Source organism: Pseudomonas sp. BLCC-B112 (assembly GCF_028550695.1).
Lineage (GTDB): Bacteria > Pseudomonadota > Gammaproteobacteria > Pseudomonadales > Pseudomonadaceae > Aquipseudomonas > Aquipseudomonas danubii.
Genome location: NZ_JAQQGK010000009.1, coordinates 1 through 14168, shown reverse-complemented (window position 1 = coordinate 14168; position 14168 = coordinate 1). Strand labels below are relative to the sequence as shown.

Sequence of the window (14168 nt, the reverse complement as noted above, 5' to 3'; positions counted from 1 at the left end):
GGATAAAAGCGATTAAGGCAACAGACGATCAGGCAGCAGGCGCATCAGCTGGGTATCGAACCAGGCGACGAAGGCCGCGGACGGCACGGCGTCCACCGCCAGGTACCACCAGTCGGCTGCCGCGAAGTCACGGCACTTGACCGCATCTTTTTCGGTCATGACCAGCGGCAATGACGGGGTGAAGGCCAAGGCCTGCGCACTGTATTGGGCGTGATCGGCAAATGCATGGGGGACAGGCCGCCAGTGTAGCGTTTCAAGGGTATTGAAGAAACGCTGGGGGTTGCCGATACCAGCCACCGCGTGCACCGCCTGCCCTGGCGCGAAGTGTTCCACCGGGCGACGCTCGCCGCTCTGCAGATTGACCAGCGCCGAAGGCTTGAGATGGAAGGCAAAACCGTCGGCGCGATCATCAAAGGCGCCGTTGTAGAGCAGGGCATCGACACTGTGCAGACGCTCCACCGGCTCACGCAGCGGGCCGGCCGGCAAACAGCGACGATTGCCCAGGCCGCGGGCCGCGTCGATCAGCACCAGCTCCAGATCACGGGCCAGACAGTAATGCTGCAGGCCGTCGTCGGAAAGAATCAGATCCAGCGGTTCGGCAGCCAGCAAGGCCTGCACCGCGCGGCTGCGATCCGGGTCGATCATCAGCGGCACGCCACAGCGCTGAACGATCAGCAGCGGTTCATCACCAGCCACTGTGGCGCTGTCGTCGGCCGTCACTCGCCAGGGCAGTTGCGGCGGCTTGGCGCCATAGCCACGGCTGACCACCCCGACCCGCAGGCCAAGGCGCTGGCAGTGCTCCACCAACCACAGGATCAACGGCGTCTTGCCAGTGCCTCCGACGGTGATGTTGCCCACCACGATCAAGGGCACCGGTGGTTGATAGATCGCCCCCTCGCCTGCCAGGAAACGCTGGCGCTTGCCCACCACCACACGGCGGTACAGCCATTCCAGGGGCTGCAGCAGTTTCAGCGCAGGATGGCCGTTGTACCACGCGGCGAGCAGACGATCAGAAAGTGCCATCAGGGTGCCGGCGCCGCCTCGACGGTGGTCATGCGCAAATGGCTGAAGCCGAGCTTGCCGGCCGCGTCCATGGCAGTGATCACCGCTTGATGTTGAGTCTTGCCGTCGGCACTGATGGACAGCGGCAGGTTGGTGTCTCCCGCCGACTCCTTCTGCAAGGCGTCCATCAGGGTCGCCAAGTCATTCTTCGGCAGCACCTGATTGTTGACCGAGAACACGCCATCAGCGCTGATGGCGATATCCAGCTGCTTGACCTGCTGGTCTTCGGCGGGCGAGCCGCTGACCGCTTCCGGCAGATCGACCCGCAGTTGGGTCTCCCGGGTAAAGGTGGTGGTGACAACGAAAAACAGCAGCAGGATGAACACCACGTCAATCAACGAAGCAAGGTTGATGTCCACGGTTTCCCGGGGTTTGCGACGGAATTTCACGCTTTGCCCTCAGCCAGGTCGACATCGCGGTCGCCCTGGATCACTTCCACCAGCTTGATCGCTTCCTGTTCCATGCCCACCACCAGCTCATCGACCCGGCGTTGCAGGAAACGGTGGAAGAACACCGAAGGAATACCCACCATCAAACCGGCGGCAGTGGTGATCAGTGCCTTGGAAATACCACCGGCAAGCACTGCAGCGTTGCTGGTCATGCCCGATCCCATGAACGAACTGAAGATATCGATCATGCCCAGCACCGTACCCAGCAGGCCTAGCAGGGGCGCCATGGCGGCGATGGTGCCGAGGGCGTTGAGGTAGCGCTCCAGTTCGTGAATGACCCGGGCGGCGGCTTCCTCGATGCATTCCTTCATGATCTCGCGACCATGCTTGGAGTTGGCCAGGCCCGCTGCCAGGATCTCTCCCAGGGGCGAATCGGCACGCAGTTCCTTGAGTTTCTCCTTATTGAGTTGCTTGTCCTTGATCCAGCGCCAGACCTGGCCCAGCAAATGGGGCGGGGTGACTCGGCTGGCCCGCAGGGTCCACAAACGCTCGGCGATGATGCCGACAGCCGCGATGGAACTCAGAATGATCGGCAACATCATCCAGCCGCCGGATTTGACCAATTCCCACACAGTGACAGTCCCCTCGAAAAAGTGCGCCACTCTAACATAGGGGCTGGACGCACCGAAGACCGTGATGTCGCATGCTCAGGGGCTTTAATAACCCACGGTTATTTAAGGCATTGCTGGCCAGTCGCGCCAGAAGCGCCGCTGTTGGCGCAGGCTTTCAGGCTGGCCGAAAGTCCCCAGCCGCAGCTTCAGTGCGCCTTGCTCGGCACTGTCAAGAATCACCATGCCCAATTGCCGGTAGCGCGCCACCACCTGGGGATGAGGATGGCCAAAGGCATTGCCCCGCCCCCGGGAAATCAGCACCGCCTTCGGCGCCAGCCGCCGGAGCAAGGCCATGGACGATGAGGTACGGCTGCCATGATGGGGCGCCTGCAACCAGTGAATGCGAACCGCCAGCGGACTGTCGAGCAAAGCCCGCTCAGCATGGACATCGATATCACCGCTGAGCAGCAGGCGTTCGCCGCCGGCCTCGACCAGCAGCACACAGGAAGCCTGATTGCCGTCTGCCGCCCCCGCCCACTGCCACAGCGTGAAGCGGGCGCCATTCCAGCCCCAGCTCAGCCCGCTATCACAGGGGGCCGGCTGCAGGGCAGCCGGCAAGGCCTCGGGCTCGCCGCTGCGCACCTGGCTCACCGGTATCCCGCGCTGGACTGCCATGGCGCCTCCGGCATGATCGTTATCGGCGTGGCTGAGCAGCATCAAGTCCAGCCGTCGAATGCCAAGCTTACGCAGCGTCGGCAGCACCACTCGCTCCCCCAGGTCGAAATCCGCGACCCGGGCACCGGCGTCGTACAACATCGCGTGATCACGGGTACGCAGAATGAACGACAGCCCCTGCCCCACATCCAGCTGCCAGATCTCCACCTCGCCCTCGGGTACAGGGTCCTGGGGAGGCCAGACTGCCAACAGCAACAACGGCCAACCCAGCACCCGCAGTGGCACGCCCTTGGGCAACAGCAACAACAGCGCGCCCAGGCTGCTCAGGCCCCAAACCCAAAGGGGGATCAACGGCGCCACCCAGGCTGGCCATAATCCGGCCATCGCCCCCAGTAAGCGGAACAGCCCATCCAGCAGGCCACCCGCCAGCCATAACAGCCCTTCACCCACATAAGGCACAGGCAACAACAGACAGCCCAGCAAGGCCGGGGGCAGGACCAGCAGACTGATCCAGGGCACCGCCAGCAGATTGGCCAGCGGACCACTGAGACTGATGGGCAAGCCAAGGGCCAGCAAGGGTGGCAACAGGCCAATCCCCATCAACCACTGGGCGCGGGTCCAACTCTGCCACCAACGCCAGGAACCCAGGCGCCCGGCAAAGGTGAAGATGAGCACCGCCACCGCGGCATAGGACAGCCAGAACCCTGGCTGCAAGCTGGCCAGGGGCTCGAACAACAGCACTGCATTCAACGCCAGCAACAAGGGCCACCAAGCCCGCAGGTGACGAAAGCGCCAGCGCCAGAGCAGCACCAGCGCAACCATCACGCAGGCCCTCTGCACCGGCACATCGAACCCTGCCAGCAGGCCGTAGCCCAGCGCCCCGACAAAGGCCAGGGCGCAGGCCCAGGGCAGCCAGGGCCAACGCGCGGGCCAAAGCCCGTAACGAGCCAGCGCTGCCACTGCAAGGTAGATCACTGCGGCCAGCAGACTGATGTGCTGTCCGGATATCACCATCAGGTGCACCGTGCCAGTGTCCTGCAACAGTTGCCAATCTTCCCGCGTCAGCCCCGAACCGTCGCCCATCACCAATGCCGCCAGGCCTGCGGCGCGGCCGTGGGCCTCGACCGCGAGTAAACGCTGGCGCAGACCGTCACGCCAGGCTTGGCGTGCCGGCGCCAGCAGTTGCCCATCCTTGACTGTGCCGGTGGCCCCAATGCGCCGGGCCAGCAGCCAGGCTTCGTAATCGAAACCGTGAAGATTGAACAGACCGGCAGGACGCCGCAGCTTGACCGCCAGGCGCCAGCGTTCGCCGCTATTGACAGGTGGCCCACCGTGCCAGGCCAGGCGAATTCGCTGCGGCAGGCGCTCTCGTCGGGACTGGGCATCCTTGAGCTCAAAGCGCACCACGCCCGCCCCCGGTTCCGGCAAGCCGACCACCCGCCCTTCCAGCCAGCGGGTTTGCCCATCCAGGGACTGAGGCAGGCGATCATCCAGCGCCCATTGCCCGGATGCACAGGCCCAGGCCAAACCGAACAAAAAAAATGCCACCGGATGTGTACGAAAAGGCAGCAACATCAGCCCCCCTATCGCCATCAGCAGCAACAACCAGCCGGGCGGCAGCACCGGCATGAAACCCAGCGCCAGCAGTCCTGCGGCCAGGGCCAGCATCCCTGTAACCATCCATCAGCCCATCCTTGGCAGTTCCTAGTCTTGGCTTAGCCGAGGATCGCAGGCGCGGCTTTATCATTTGTCACAATGTCTGAATTTGCGCTGGCTAGAATCCAGTCATAATCCTCGTCTGACCTGACCGAGAAGCCTTATGCCCCGGCACTTATTCAAACGTTACATGCCAGATCCGGTCAGCATCCGGGAACACAAGTCCTTACGCTTTCTTGGCACCCTGTTGCATGACGCCAACCTCTGGCACCTCAATCGGCACTCGGTAGCCCGAGCCATGGCTGTAGGCCTGTTCGCCGCCTTTATCCCGATCCCGATGCAGATGCTGCTGGCCGCGGTACTGGCCATCTGGCTGCGGAGCAACATGCCCATCAGCGTCAGCCTGGTCTGGCTGACCAACCCCATTACCATGCCGCCGGTATTCTTCTGCACCTATCAACTGGGCGCCTGGCTGATGAATGTGCCGACGCGCACCTTGCCCGACGAACTGACCTGGGAATGGATCAGCAGCCAGCTCAGTACCCTGTGGCAACCCTTCCTTCTCGGCTCGGTGGTGGCCGGATTGGTGCTGGGAGCCCTGGCCTATTGCCTGACCATGCTCTACTGGCGCTGGTGGGTCGGCCGCCAATGGCACAGACGCAAGCAACAGCGGCGATGACAAACGAAAACGGCCTCCCAAAGGAGGCCGTTTTCAGTACACCATCACGGCGTTTACTGACGCATGCCGCGACCGCTGACCAGCAGTCGGGCACAACCGATATAAAGCACCACGGTGGCCACCAGCATGAAGGTGATGGCCACACTGATCTTGATGTCCGAAACCCCGAGAATGCCGAAACGGAAGGCGTTGACCATGTGCAGCACCGGGTTGGCCAGGGACACGGTCTGCCAGAACGGCGGCAGCAGATTGATCGAGTAGAACACTCCGCCCAGGTAGGTCAGGGGCGTCAGCACGAAGGTCGGGATAATCGAGATATCGTCGAAGTTGCGCGCAAACACCGCGTTGATAAAGCCCAGCAGCGAGAAGATGGTTGCCGTCAGCACCACCACCAGCACGGTCACACCCAAGTGATGCACCTGCAGCTTGGTGAAGAACAACGACAACAGGGTCACGATGATTCCCACCATCAAGCCCCGCAGGACCCCACCCAGGGTGTAGCCGATGAGAATGGTGTGGGGCGATACCGGCGACACCATCAATTCCTCGATGGAGCGCTGGAACTTGCTGCCGAAGAAGCTCGACACCACGTTGCCGTAAGAGTTGGTGATCACCGACATCATGATCAGCCCCGGCACGATGTACTCCATGTAGGTGAAACCACCCATGTCGCCGATCTGCCGACCGATCAGATTACCGAAGATGACGAAGTACAGAACCATGGTAATGGCAGGCGGCAGCAGGGTCTGTGGCCAGATCCGGGTAAAGCGTCGGACCTCGCGATAGACAATGGTGTTGAGCGCCACCAGATTGGGTTTCAACTCGGAACTCATACCGCCACCTTCGACAGATTCTTCTCCACCAAGGACACGAACAACTCCTCAAGTCGGTTGGTTTTGTTACGCAGGCTCAAGACCTCGATGTTCTGCAGGGCCAGTTGACCGAACAGCGCCGTAATCCCCACAGCCTTGTCCACCTGGACTTCCAGGGTGTGGCTGTCCACCAGCCGGGTCGGGTAGCCCGCCAGCTGCGGCGCCACACTGAGATCGTGCTTGAGATCGAGAAGGAAGGTTTCCACATGCAACTGGCCCAGCAACTGCCGCATGCTGGTGTTCTCGACGATGGTGCCGTGGTCGATGATGCCGATGTTGCGGCACAGCTGCTCAGCCTCTTCCAGGTAATGGGTGGTGAGGATGATGGTGATGCCTTTCTGATTGAGCTCGGTGAGGAAGCTCCACATCGAACGGCGCAGCTCGATATCGACCCCGGCAGTGGGTTCGTCGAGGATCAGCAGGCGCGGCTCATGCACCAGCGCACGAGCGATCATCAGGCGGCGCTTCATGCCACCGGACAGGGAACGCGAAGGCACATCGCGCTTGTCCCAGAGGCCGAGCTGGGTCAGGTACTGCTCGGCCCGCTCCTTGGCGATCTTCGCCGGAATGCCGTAATAGCCGGCCTGAGTGACGACGATGTCGAAGGTCTTCTCGAACTGGTTGAAGTTGAACTCCTGCGGCACCACGCCGATGCAGCGCTTGAGCGCCGCAGGCTCACGATCCAGGTCGTGACCGAAGACATTCACGGTGCCGCTGGTCTTGTTCACCAGGGTCGAAAGAATGCCGATGGTGGTGGATTTACCGGCCCCGTTAGGACCAAGCAGGGCGAAAAAGTCACCTTCGGCGACATCCAGATCGATACCACTCAGGGCCTGGAAACCGTTGCCGTAGGTTTTGGTTAGCTGCCGGATGGACAGAGCGGAACTCATATCGGATTCATGCACCAAGAAGAGGGAATTGTATAAGTGAGGGCAGCCTGGCTGGATTGCAACGACGCCAGGCGCTCGCCATGTTGCGGGTCGAGGCCGCGCAAGTACAGTCACGCGTATCGATAGTGGGTATTAAGTCAACGCGGTCATCACCGCCTGACGATAGGCCGGACGCTGCTTCAAGCGCTGGTACCAGGCCTCAAGATGGGGCATCGAAGGCCGCTCGATGGGCATCTCGAACCAGGCATAGATGAAGCTGCCCAGCGGGATATCGCCCACGCCGATTTCTTCTCCCGACAGATAGGGCTGCCCAGCCAACGCCTGATCGACCCGGGTCAGCAACTCGGTGCAAGTGGCCTTGGCGGCATTGATCTGTTGCCAGTCCTGCTGCGCCTCGGGGGTACGCAACACGCCCCAGAACAACTGCCGGAACGGTTCGGCGAAGGTCGAGGTGGTCCAGTCCATCCACTTCTCGGCACTGGCCCGGGCCTGCACATCGGCCGGATACCAGTGGCTATTGGCGGCATGCCGGGCCGCCAGGTAACGCACGATGCTGTTGGACTCCCAGAGCACGAAGCCATCGTCTTCAATCATTGGGATGCGCCCATTGGGGTTCAGCGCCCGATACTCCGGGGTGTCCACTAGGCCAAAGGCACCGCCGGCATCCAGGGACTCATAGGCCAGCGCCAATTCTTCAGCGCACCACAACGCCTTCCTGACATTCGACGAGTTCTTGCGACCCCAGATCTTCAGCATGACCATCCCTCAGTAATGAATGCCGGGGCAGTCTACGCCTGATCAGCCGCGACTCAAATCGTCGTGCATGTCCCCCAGCGACACAGGGTTCTGCTCATTGAACAGATGGGGGTAGCACTTTTCCAGGTGGCTAAAAAACAGGCTCTGCGGCACATCGGCGAAGCGCCCATGGTCCACCAGGTACTCCATGGATTGGTCGCCCTGGCGGTTGAAGGGGTGGAAAACACTGTCCTGCACACCGTCAAAATCCAGCGGCGCCACGTCGAACAACTCGCACAGACTCTGATTGAACGCCGGCGTCGCCTTGACCCAGCGTCCGTGCAGGTACAACTCGGTGTAGCCGTGCATGGCGAACACATCGCTGCGCAGCAACTCCAGCAGACGGGGCGTCGACAGATGATTGCGCACATCCGCCAGACCGATACGCGCCGGAATCCCGCAATGCCTTGCGCAGCCGGCGAGCAAAGTGGCCTTGGGCACGCAATAGCTTTCGCCGCTAGCCAGGGCATGGCTGCCTCGCAAGGTCTCGGGATCGCGACTGAAGGAATAGAAGTTGTAGCGCACGGCCTCACGCACGGCGTAGTACAGGCTCACCGCCTGCTGTCGCGGATCACCACTGGCACCGCGATGAGATTCGGCGAACTCCACCACTGCAGGGTGGTCACTATCGATGAAGCGGCTGGGACGCAGGTACTCGTGCATGGGCAAAACCTCCGAGCGAAGCCTGGAGTCTATCGAGGCGTGCGCCCCAGCGATAACGACGTTTCGGCCAAAGGTCAGGGTCGGCTCGATCCAATCGGACCGGGTTTGCCAGCCTTGGCTCGACGGCAAAGTCGACCGCTGTACTCGCACCGCACCGATCACCCGCTTTGTCGGAGGCCGACTAAGCTCTGATGGTGATTTGGCCCCTGGTTTCATGGAGGATTGAATATGCTGTTGTTGTGGATACTGGTTCTGCTGGTTGGAGTGGCCTACCTGGCGCACCGCCGCACTGCCCCTCTGCCCGCCCTGGGCGCAGTGGCCGTTTTCCTGCTGGCCATGGGCGCCTTCAGCCGAGCACCCGGCTGGTTGTTGCTGGTTTTCTGGGTAGTGCTGGCGGCCGTCGCCGCGCCTTTGCTGCTGCCGGACCTGCGACGCAAGTACTTCAGCGCACCGCTGTTCGCCTGGTTCCAGAAAGTCCTGCCGCCGATGTCGCAGACCGAGCGCGACGCCATCGACGCCGGCACCGTGTGGTGGGACGGTGAGCTGTTCAGCGGCCGTCCGGACTGGAACACCTTGCTGGCCTACCCCAAGGCCCAGTTGACCGATGAAGAACAAGCCTTTATCGACGGTCCCACCGAGGAACTCTGCGCCATGGTCAGTGACTGGCAGATTGGCCAGCACATGGACCTGCCGCCCGCGGCCTGGACCCATATCAAGGAACATGGCTTCTTTGCCCTGATCATTCCCAAGGAGTACGGCGGCAAGGGTTTTTCCGCCTACGCCCACTCTCAGGTAGCGATGAAGCTGGCGACCCGCAGCGGCGACCTGGCCTCCACGGTCATGGTCCCCAACTCCCTGGGCCCGGCGGAACTGCTGCTGCATTACGGCACCGAAGAACAACGCAACCACTACCTGCCACGCCTGGCTCGTGGTGACGACATCCCCTGCTTCGCCCTCACCGGCCCATTGGCAGGCTCCGACGCAGGAGCCATGCCCGACACCGGCATCATCTGCAAGGGCCAATGGCAAGGCGAGGAAACCCTCGGCCTGCGCCTGAACTGGGAAAAGCGCTACATCACCCTGGGCCCGGTGGCCACCCTGCTGGGGCTCGCCTTCAAGGCCCACGACCCGGATCACCTGCTGGGGGACGAGGAAGACCTGGGCATCAGCCTGGCGCTGATCCCTACCGATACCCCGGGGGTCGAGATCGGCCGCCGCCACCTGCCCCTGGGCGCGGCCTTCATGAACGGCCCCAATTCCGGCAAGGACGTGTTCATTCCCCTGGACTACCTGATCGGCGGCCGGGAAATGCTCGGCAAAGGCTGGATGATGTTGATGAACTGCCTGTCGGTGGGACGCTCGATCTCCCTACCGGCGGTGGGCACCGGCGCCGCCAAGTTCACCAGCCTGGTGACGGGCCAGTACGCCCAGGTACGGGAGCAGTTCAATGTGCCCCTCAGCGCCTTCGAGGGGATTCAGGAGGCCCTGGCCCGCCTCGGCGGCAATGCCTGGCTGATGGACAGCGCGCGCATGCTGACCGCCAACGCCGTGGACCTGGGAGAGAAACCCTCGGTGCTGTCGGCCATTCTCAAGTACCACCTCACTGAGCGCGGACGCGAGTGCATCAGCCACGCCATGGACGTGCACGGTGGCAAGGGCATCATCATGGGGCCCAACAACTACCTGGGCCGCAGTTGGCAGGGCGCGCCGATCTTCATCACCGTGGAAGGCGCCAATATCCTCTCGCGCAACCTGATGATCTTTGGCCAGGGGGCCATCCGCTGCCATCCGTTCGTGCTCAAGGAAATGGCCCTGGCCGGACGCGAGGACCATGACCAGGCCCTGCAGGAATTCGATGCCCTGCTGCTGCAGCACATTGGTTTTGCCGTGAGCAACGCCGCCAGCACCCTGGTGCTGAACCTGGGCCTGGGCCACTTCGAACAAACCCCGGGAGACAAGCTCAGCCAAGGCTACTTCCGCGCCCTGAACCGCCAGGCTGCGGCCTTCGCCCTGCTGGCCGACGTGTCCATGATGCTGCTGGGGGGCGAGCTCAAGCGCCGCGAGCGCCTGTCGGCGCGCCTGGGCGACGTGCTCAGCCACCTGTACCTGGCCTCGGCGGCGCTCAAGCGCTACCACGATCTGGATTCACCGGAGTACCTGCGGCCCCTGCTGGCCTGGGCCCTGGAAGAAAGCCTCGGCCACTCCGAACGCGCCCTGGACGAGTTGCTCGGCAACTTCCCCAGCCGAGTGTTCGGCTGCCTGCTACGGGTATTGGTGTTCCCCTTCGGCCGTCGCCATACCGGGCCGTCGGACCGCCTGGATGCCGAAGTGGCGGCGATCATTGGCCGCGCCCAGGGCGACCCGGCCCTGGAAGCGGTGCTCGCCGGCTGCTATCGCCCGCAATCCACGGACGATCCGGTAGGCGCCCTGCAGCACGCCTGCGACCTGCTGAGCGCGACCCATCCGCTGCAGAAAAAACTCCACGAAGCGCTGAAAAGCGGCCAGGTCAAACCGGCAGCGGGCGAGTCGCCCATCGATGCGGCCCTGGACGCCGGCGTGCTGCAAGCGGCCGAAGCCCAGAGCCTGCGGGACGCCGAAGCGGCGCGACGCAAAGTCATCGATGTGGATGATTTCGCCAAGGAGGAACTGACCTTGAGCGAGGGCAAGACCCGCTAAACGGGCCCCTTGGGACAGGTCGATTATGAAACCGGGCGCGAGGGCTATATACTCCCGCGCCCGTTTTGCTCTTGAGGACCCTGTCATGTCCAACGTCGTCGCCGATCATCTCGTCCTCCTGGACCACCTGCGCAGCATCCTGGTGGCGGTGGGAGAAGCCGAACAGGTTCCCGAAGAAAGCCATGCGCTATTCCTGGAGCGCTTCGATGAACTGCGCGCCTCGCTGCCGATCGACCCGATCGAAAGCCAGTACCTGGGCCAGGACCTGCTGTGCCAGATCATGCAGCGCTATCCGCAGATCGCTCATCTGGTGCCTCGCGACCTGCTGTGGTTCTTCGCCGGTGACTGCCTGCACTACATGCCCGATGAAGAAATCGACCTTTACCAGGCCCTGGAAGAACGCCGCTTCGAAGCCGAGCAGAACGACGAGCCCTTCGACTGGAACCAGGAAAAACAGCTGCTGGCGCTCTCCGCCCAGGACAGCAAGCACTGATTGCCGCGCCTCGCGCAGCCAAGGCCCGCCCGGCTTTTCCGGCGGGCCTTTTTTATGCCCGCCTTATCGCGTCGTCCTCGTAGGAGCCGGCTTGCCGGCGAAGAGGCCCTTGGGTTTTTGCATCGCCCTCAAAGGCATCTTCGCTGGCAAGCCGACAGTTTCTACAAGATGCGTTCGGCTTTGCCGGGGCGGTTCAAGGTCGGCTCCCGAGCCAGGCACTCCACCAGATAGTCGATGAAGACCCGCAGCTTGGGCGGCAGGTAGCGGGTTGGCGAATGCAGGAGCCAGGCACCGCCATGATAGGACGCAAGAAAGGTCCATTCCGGCAACACCTGGACAATCAGCCCCTGTTCCAGAGCATGCCGCGCGGTGAAATACGGCAGGCTGCCAATGCCCAGATGCTGCAGCACCGCATCCAGGCGCACCCCTGTGTGGTTGGCGGCATAACGCCCGCGCACACCGACAGTCACCGCCTTGCCGCCTTGACTGAACTTCCACCGCGCATCGCTGGGGGTTTCGCCAAGATAGATGCAACTGTGCTGGCGCAGGTCCTGAGGATGCTGCGGCGTGCCCTGCTGCGCCAGGTACTGCGGGGTGGCACACAGCAGGTGATCAATGCGCAACAACTGACGACCAATCAAACCTGGCGGCGGGCGATCGGTGATGCGAATCGCCAGGTCGACATTGTCTTCAATCAGGTCGATATCCCTGTCTTCATGCAGCAGTTCGACATCCACCTTCGGGTAGCGCCGAAGAAACTCCGGCATATGAGGATGCACCACGAAGCGCCCCACTGCCTTGGGCACACTGACCCGCACCACGCCCTCGGCCTCGTGGGTGAACTGACCGCTGATCTCCATGACCGAACGGGCCGCACTGACCATCTCGCTGCAGCGCTTGAAAACCTCTTCGCCGCCGTCGCTCAAGCGCAACTTGCGGGTGGTGCGTTGCAGCAGGCGCGTGGCCAGGGCCTTCTCCAGCCGCGAGATGCTGCGGCTTACCGCCGACGGCGAGGAACCCAACTGACGCGCTGCTTCGGAAAAGCTGCCGGTTTCTACGACCCTGACGAAGATGGCCATTTCTGCCAGTAAAGGCAGGGGGAGATTTATGCTCATGACGCAATAGTCCATTGAGTTTTGAACGGATTATCACGCAATTACCCAAGCCTCATAATAAAAAAACACTTGGTTCCAGGGTTTGAGAAATGACGCTTCGCCTGTACTTCGAACACGACCTGCTGACTGCCCCGGTAGAACTGCTGACCTGCGTGCCCCGGGACGATCTGTTCGCCGCGACCTTGCACGCCACGCCCTTTCATCCCCAGGGTGGCGGCCAACCCAGCGACACGGGCTGGATTGGCGAGGCCCGCGTACTGCGAGTCACCCAGGAAGGCGAGCAGATCGTGCATTACCTGACCCAGCCGCTGACGCCGGGAAGCCATGAAGCTCGCGTCGATGAAGAGCAGCGCCTGTTCAACAGCCGCATGCACTCCGCCGGACACTTGATTGGCCACTTCGTACAGAGCCTGGGCTGGATACCGATCAAGGCTCATCACTGGCCGAACGAGGGACGGGTGTCGTTCAAGCCCGGCGAACAGCCTCAGGCAATCGACTGCGCCCGGGTGCAGAACGCCCTCGCACAATGGATCAGCGAGGATTTTCCCCGGCATATTTCCCTGGCCGCCGGATCGCGCCAGATCAGCTTCGGCCAGTTGCCCGCCTACGGTTGCGGCGGCACTCACGTCCAGCACTTGCAACAGCTGGGACGGGTGATCATCGACTCGGTCGCGGAGAAAAAAGGCACCCTTTCAGTCAGCTACAGCCTCGGCTGAGCCACCCACGCTTTTACCCACCTTCCTGCCTTGCGGAGTCCGCATGCTGTCCAATTATCTTGGGGAATTTCTTGCCCTGGCCGTCGTTCACTTTCTTGCCGTGGTCGCCCCAGGCCCGGACTTTGCCGTCACCATTCGCCAGAGCGTGCGCTTTGGCCGAATGACCGGTGTCTGTACCGCCCTGGGGATCGGTGCCGGCATTTCGGTGCATGTGCTCTACACCCTGCTGGGGGTCGGTGCACTGATGCACGCGACGCCCTGGCTGCTGAGCGCCGCCAAGCTGCTGGGCGCGGCCTACATTCTGTACTTGGGCGTCAGCCTGTTGCGCAGCAAGGCCAAGACCAGCATCCCAGGCGACACGGCGCCGGATGAGCCGCAGCAGACGTTACTGCGGGCCTTTATCACCGGTTTCCTGACCAACGCCACCAACCCCAAGGCGACCCTGTTTTTCCTGGCGATCTTCACCACCCTGGTCAGCGCCACCACGCCGTTGAGCATTCAGGCGCTGTATGGCGCCTGGATGTGCCTGGTGAACGCGCTGTGGTTCGTCATCGTCGCGCTGTTCTTTTCCAGCACCCGGGTCCGCCTGCTGTTCATGCGCCTGGGCCACTGGTTCGAGCGCTGCATGGGGCTGATCCTGCTGCTGTTCGCCGGACGCCTGCTGCTGTCGCTGTAAGCGACCCACGACAAAGGCCCGCACAGTCGTCTGACTGGCGGGCCTTTTTTTGTCCATGGCAGGACGAAGCGTTGAATCGCAGACAAACAAAAACGCCGCTCAGTGAGCGGCGTTTTTGTGAAATTGGAGCGGGAAACGAGACTCGAACTCGCGACCCCGACCTTGGCAAGGTCGTGCTCTACCAACTGAGCTATTCCCGC

The 14168-nt window shown here is 62.5% G+C and carries 14 protein-coding genes and 1 tRNA gene; 5 read left to right on the top strand and 10 right to left on the bottom strand.

Annotated elements, in window-relative coordinates; all coding sequences use genetic code 11:
• Positions 1-12 precede the first annotated feature (12 nt).
• The 4 genes from lpxK to PQT43_RS22585 all read right to left on the bottom strand — a co-directional run bounded on the left by lpxK (position 13) and on the right by PQT43_RS22585 (position 4417).
• Positions 13-1023: a tetraacyldisaccharide 4'-kinase gene (gene lpxK, locus PQT43_RS22600; RefSeq protein WP_272754602.1), complete on the bottom strand. Its 1011-nt coding sequence runs from the start codon at positions 1021-1023 to the stop codon at positions 13-15.
• Positions 1023-1451 (bottom strand): ExbD/TolR family protein, encoded by a 429-nt coding sequence (locus PQT43_RS22595; RefSeq protein WP_102863926.1) that lies wholly within the window; start codon positions 1449-1451, stop codon positions 1023-1025. Before PQT43_RS22595 ends, lpxK begins: the two co-directional genes overlap by 1 nt.
• The gene (locus PQT43_RS22590; protein WP_162884118.1) at positions 1448-2083 is read right to left on the bottom strand and encodes a MotA/TolQ/ExbB proton channel family protein; all 636 of its coding nucleotides are present in this window, start codon (positions 2081-2083) and stop codon (positions 1448-1450) included. Before PQT43_RS22590 ends, PQT43_RS22595 begins: the two co-directional genes overlap by 4 nt.
• 102 nt (positions 2084-2185) lie before the next feature.
• Positions 2186-4417, bottom strand: coding sequence for a DNA internalization-related competence protein ComEC/Rec2 (locus PQT43_RS22585; RefSeq protein WP_272754601.1), 2232 nt, complete (start codon positions 4415-4417; stop codon positions 2186-2188).
• Positions 4418-4556: 139 nt separating this feature from the next.
• Here PQT43_RS22585 and PQT43_RS22580 point away from each other — a divergent pair, with 139 nt between their 5' ends.
• Positions 4557-5072 carry a DUF2062 domain-containing protein gene (locus tag PQT43_RS22580; RefSeq protein WP_102863929.1) on the top strand — a complete coding sequence of 172 codons (516 nt, stop codon included), beginning with the start codon at positions 4557-4559 and terminating at the stop codon, positions 5070-5072.
• Positions 5073-5125: 53 nt separating this feature from the next.
• Here PQT43_RS22580 and PQT43_RS22575 read toward each other — a convergent pair whose 3' ends face one another.
• The 4 genes from PQT43_RS22575 to PQT43_RS22560 all read right to left on the bottom strand — a co-directional run bounded on the left by PQT43_RS22575 (position 5126) and on the right by PQT43_RS22560 (position 8292).
• Complete coding sequence (locus PQT43_RS22575; RefSeq protein WP_102863930.1) at positions 5126-5905, bottom strand: ABC transporter permease; 780 nt, start codon at positions 5903-5905, stop codon at positions 5126-5128.
• Entirely contained in the window at positions 5902-6834 is a 933-nt protein-coding gene (locus PQT43_RS22570; RefSeq protein ID WP_102863931.1) for an ABC transporter ATP-binding protein, read from the bottom strand. Before PQT43_RS22570 ends, PQT43_RS22575 begins: the two co-directional genes overlap by 4 nt.
• A 132-nt stretch (positions 6835-6966) precedes the next feature.
• The gene (locus PQT43_RS22565; protein ID WP_267269613.1) at positions 6967-7590 is read right to left on the bottom strand and encodes a glutathione S-transferase family protein; all 624 of its coding nucleotides are present in this window, start codon (positions 7588-7590) and stop codon (positions 6967-6969) included.
• A gap of 42 nt (positions 7591-7632) precedes the next feature.
• Positions 7633-8292: a transglutaminase-like domain-containing protein gene (locus PQT43_RS22560; protein ID WP_170003437.1), complete on the bottom strand. Its 660-nt coding sequence runs from the start codon at positions 8290-8292 to the stop codon at positions 7633-7635.
• 228 nt (positions 8293-8520) lie between these two features.
• Between PQT43_RS22560 and PQT43_RS22555 the strand changes: the two genes are divergently transcribed.
• Complete coding sequence (locus tag PQT43_RS22555) at positions 8521-10968, top strand: acyl-CoA dehydrogenase (RefSeq protein WP_102878916.1); 2448 nt, start codon at positions 8521-8523, stop codon at positions 10966-10968.
• A gap of 85 nt (positions 10969-11053) precedes the next feature.
• Entirely contained in the window at positions 11054-11461 is a 408-nt protein-coding gene (locus PQT43_RS22550; RefSeq protein WP_016968255.1) for a PA2817 family protein, read from the top strand.
• A 161-nt stretch (positions 11462-11622) separates the two neighbouring features.
• Here PQT43_RS22550 and PQT43_RS22545 read toward each other — a convergent pair whose 3' ends face one another.
• The gene (locus PQT43_RS22545; RefSeq protein WP_267269611.1) at positions 11623-12576 is read right to left on the bottom strand and encodes a LysR family transcriptional regulator; all 954 of its coding nucleotides are present in this window, start codon (positions 12574-12576) and stop codon (positions 11623-11625) included.
• 89 nt (positions 12577-12665) lie between these two features.
• Here PQT43_RS22545 and PQT43_RS22540 point away from each other — a divergent pair, with 89 nt between their 5' ends.
• Positions 12666-13292, top strand: a complete 627-nt coding sequence (locus PQT43_RS22540) for an alanyl-tRNA editing protein (protein WP_213664953.1) — start codon at positions 12666-12668, stop codon at positions 13290-13292.
• Positions 13293-13335: 43 nt separating this feature from the next.
• On the top strand, positions 13336-13968 hold the full coding sequence (locus PQT43_RS22535; protein WP_102863937.1) for a LysE family translocator: 633 nt from the start codon (positions 13336-13338) through the stop codon (positions 13966-13968).
• A 124-nt stretch (positions 13969-14092) separates the two neighbouring features.
• Here PQT43_RS22535 and PQT43_RS22530 read toward each other — a convergent pair.
• Positions 14093-14168: transfer RNA gene (locus PQT43_RS22530), tRNA-Gly, on the bottom strand.

Coding starts and splice junctions, on each gene's coding strand:
- PQT43_RS22535 (WP_102863937.1), top strand. CDS start 13,336: ATGCTGTCCAATTATCTTGGGGAATTTCTTGCCCTGGCCGTCGTTCAC.
- PQT43_RS22555 (WP_102878916.1), top strand. CDS start 8,521: ATGCTGTTGTTGTGGATACTGGTTCTGCTGGTTGGAGTGGCCTACCTG.
- PQT43_RS22540 (WP_213664953.1), top strand. CDS start 12,666: ATGACGCTTCGCCTGTACTTCGAACACGACCTGCTGACTGCCCCGGTA.
- PQT43_RS22580 (WP_102863929.1), top strand. CDS start 4,557: ATGCCCCGGCACTTATTCAAACGTTACATGCCAGATCCGGTCAGCATC.
- lpxK (WP_272754602.1), bottom strand. CDS start 1,023: ATGGCACTTTCTGATCGTCTGCTCGCCGCGTGGTACAACGGCCATCCT.
- PQT43_RS22550 (WP_016968255.1), top strand. CDS start 11,054: ATGTCCAACGTCGTCGCCGATCATCTCGTCCTCCTGGACCACCTGCGC.
- PQT43_RS22545 (WP_267269611.1), bottom strand. CDS start 12,576: ATGAGCATAAATCTCCCCCTGCCTTTACTGGCAGAAATGGCCATCTTC.
- PQT43_RS22575 (WP_102863930.1), bottom strand. CDS start 5,905: ATGAGTTCCGAGTTGAAACCCAATCTGGTGGCGCTCAACACCATTGTC.
- PQT43_RS22565 (WP_267269613.1), bottom strand. CDS start 7,590: ATGCTGAAGATCTGGGGTCGCAAGAACTCGTCGAATGTCAGGAAGGCG.
- PQT43_RS22560 (WP_170003437.1), bottom strand. CDS start 8,292: ATGCACGAGTACCTGCGTCCCAGCCGCTTCATCGATAGTGACCACCCT.
- PQT43_RS22585 (WP_272754601.1), bottom strand. CDS start 4,417: ATGGTTACAGGGATGCTGGCCCTGGCCGCAGGACTGCTGGCGCTGGGT.
- PQT43_RS22570 (WP_102863931.1), bottom strand. CDS start 6,834: ATGAGTTCCGCTCTGTCCATCCGGCAGCTAACCAAAACCTACGGCAAC.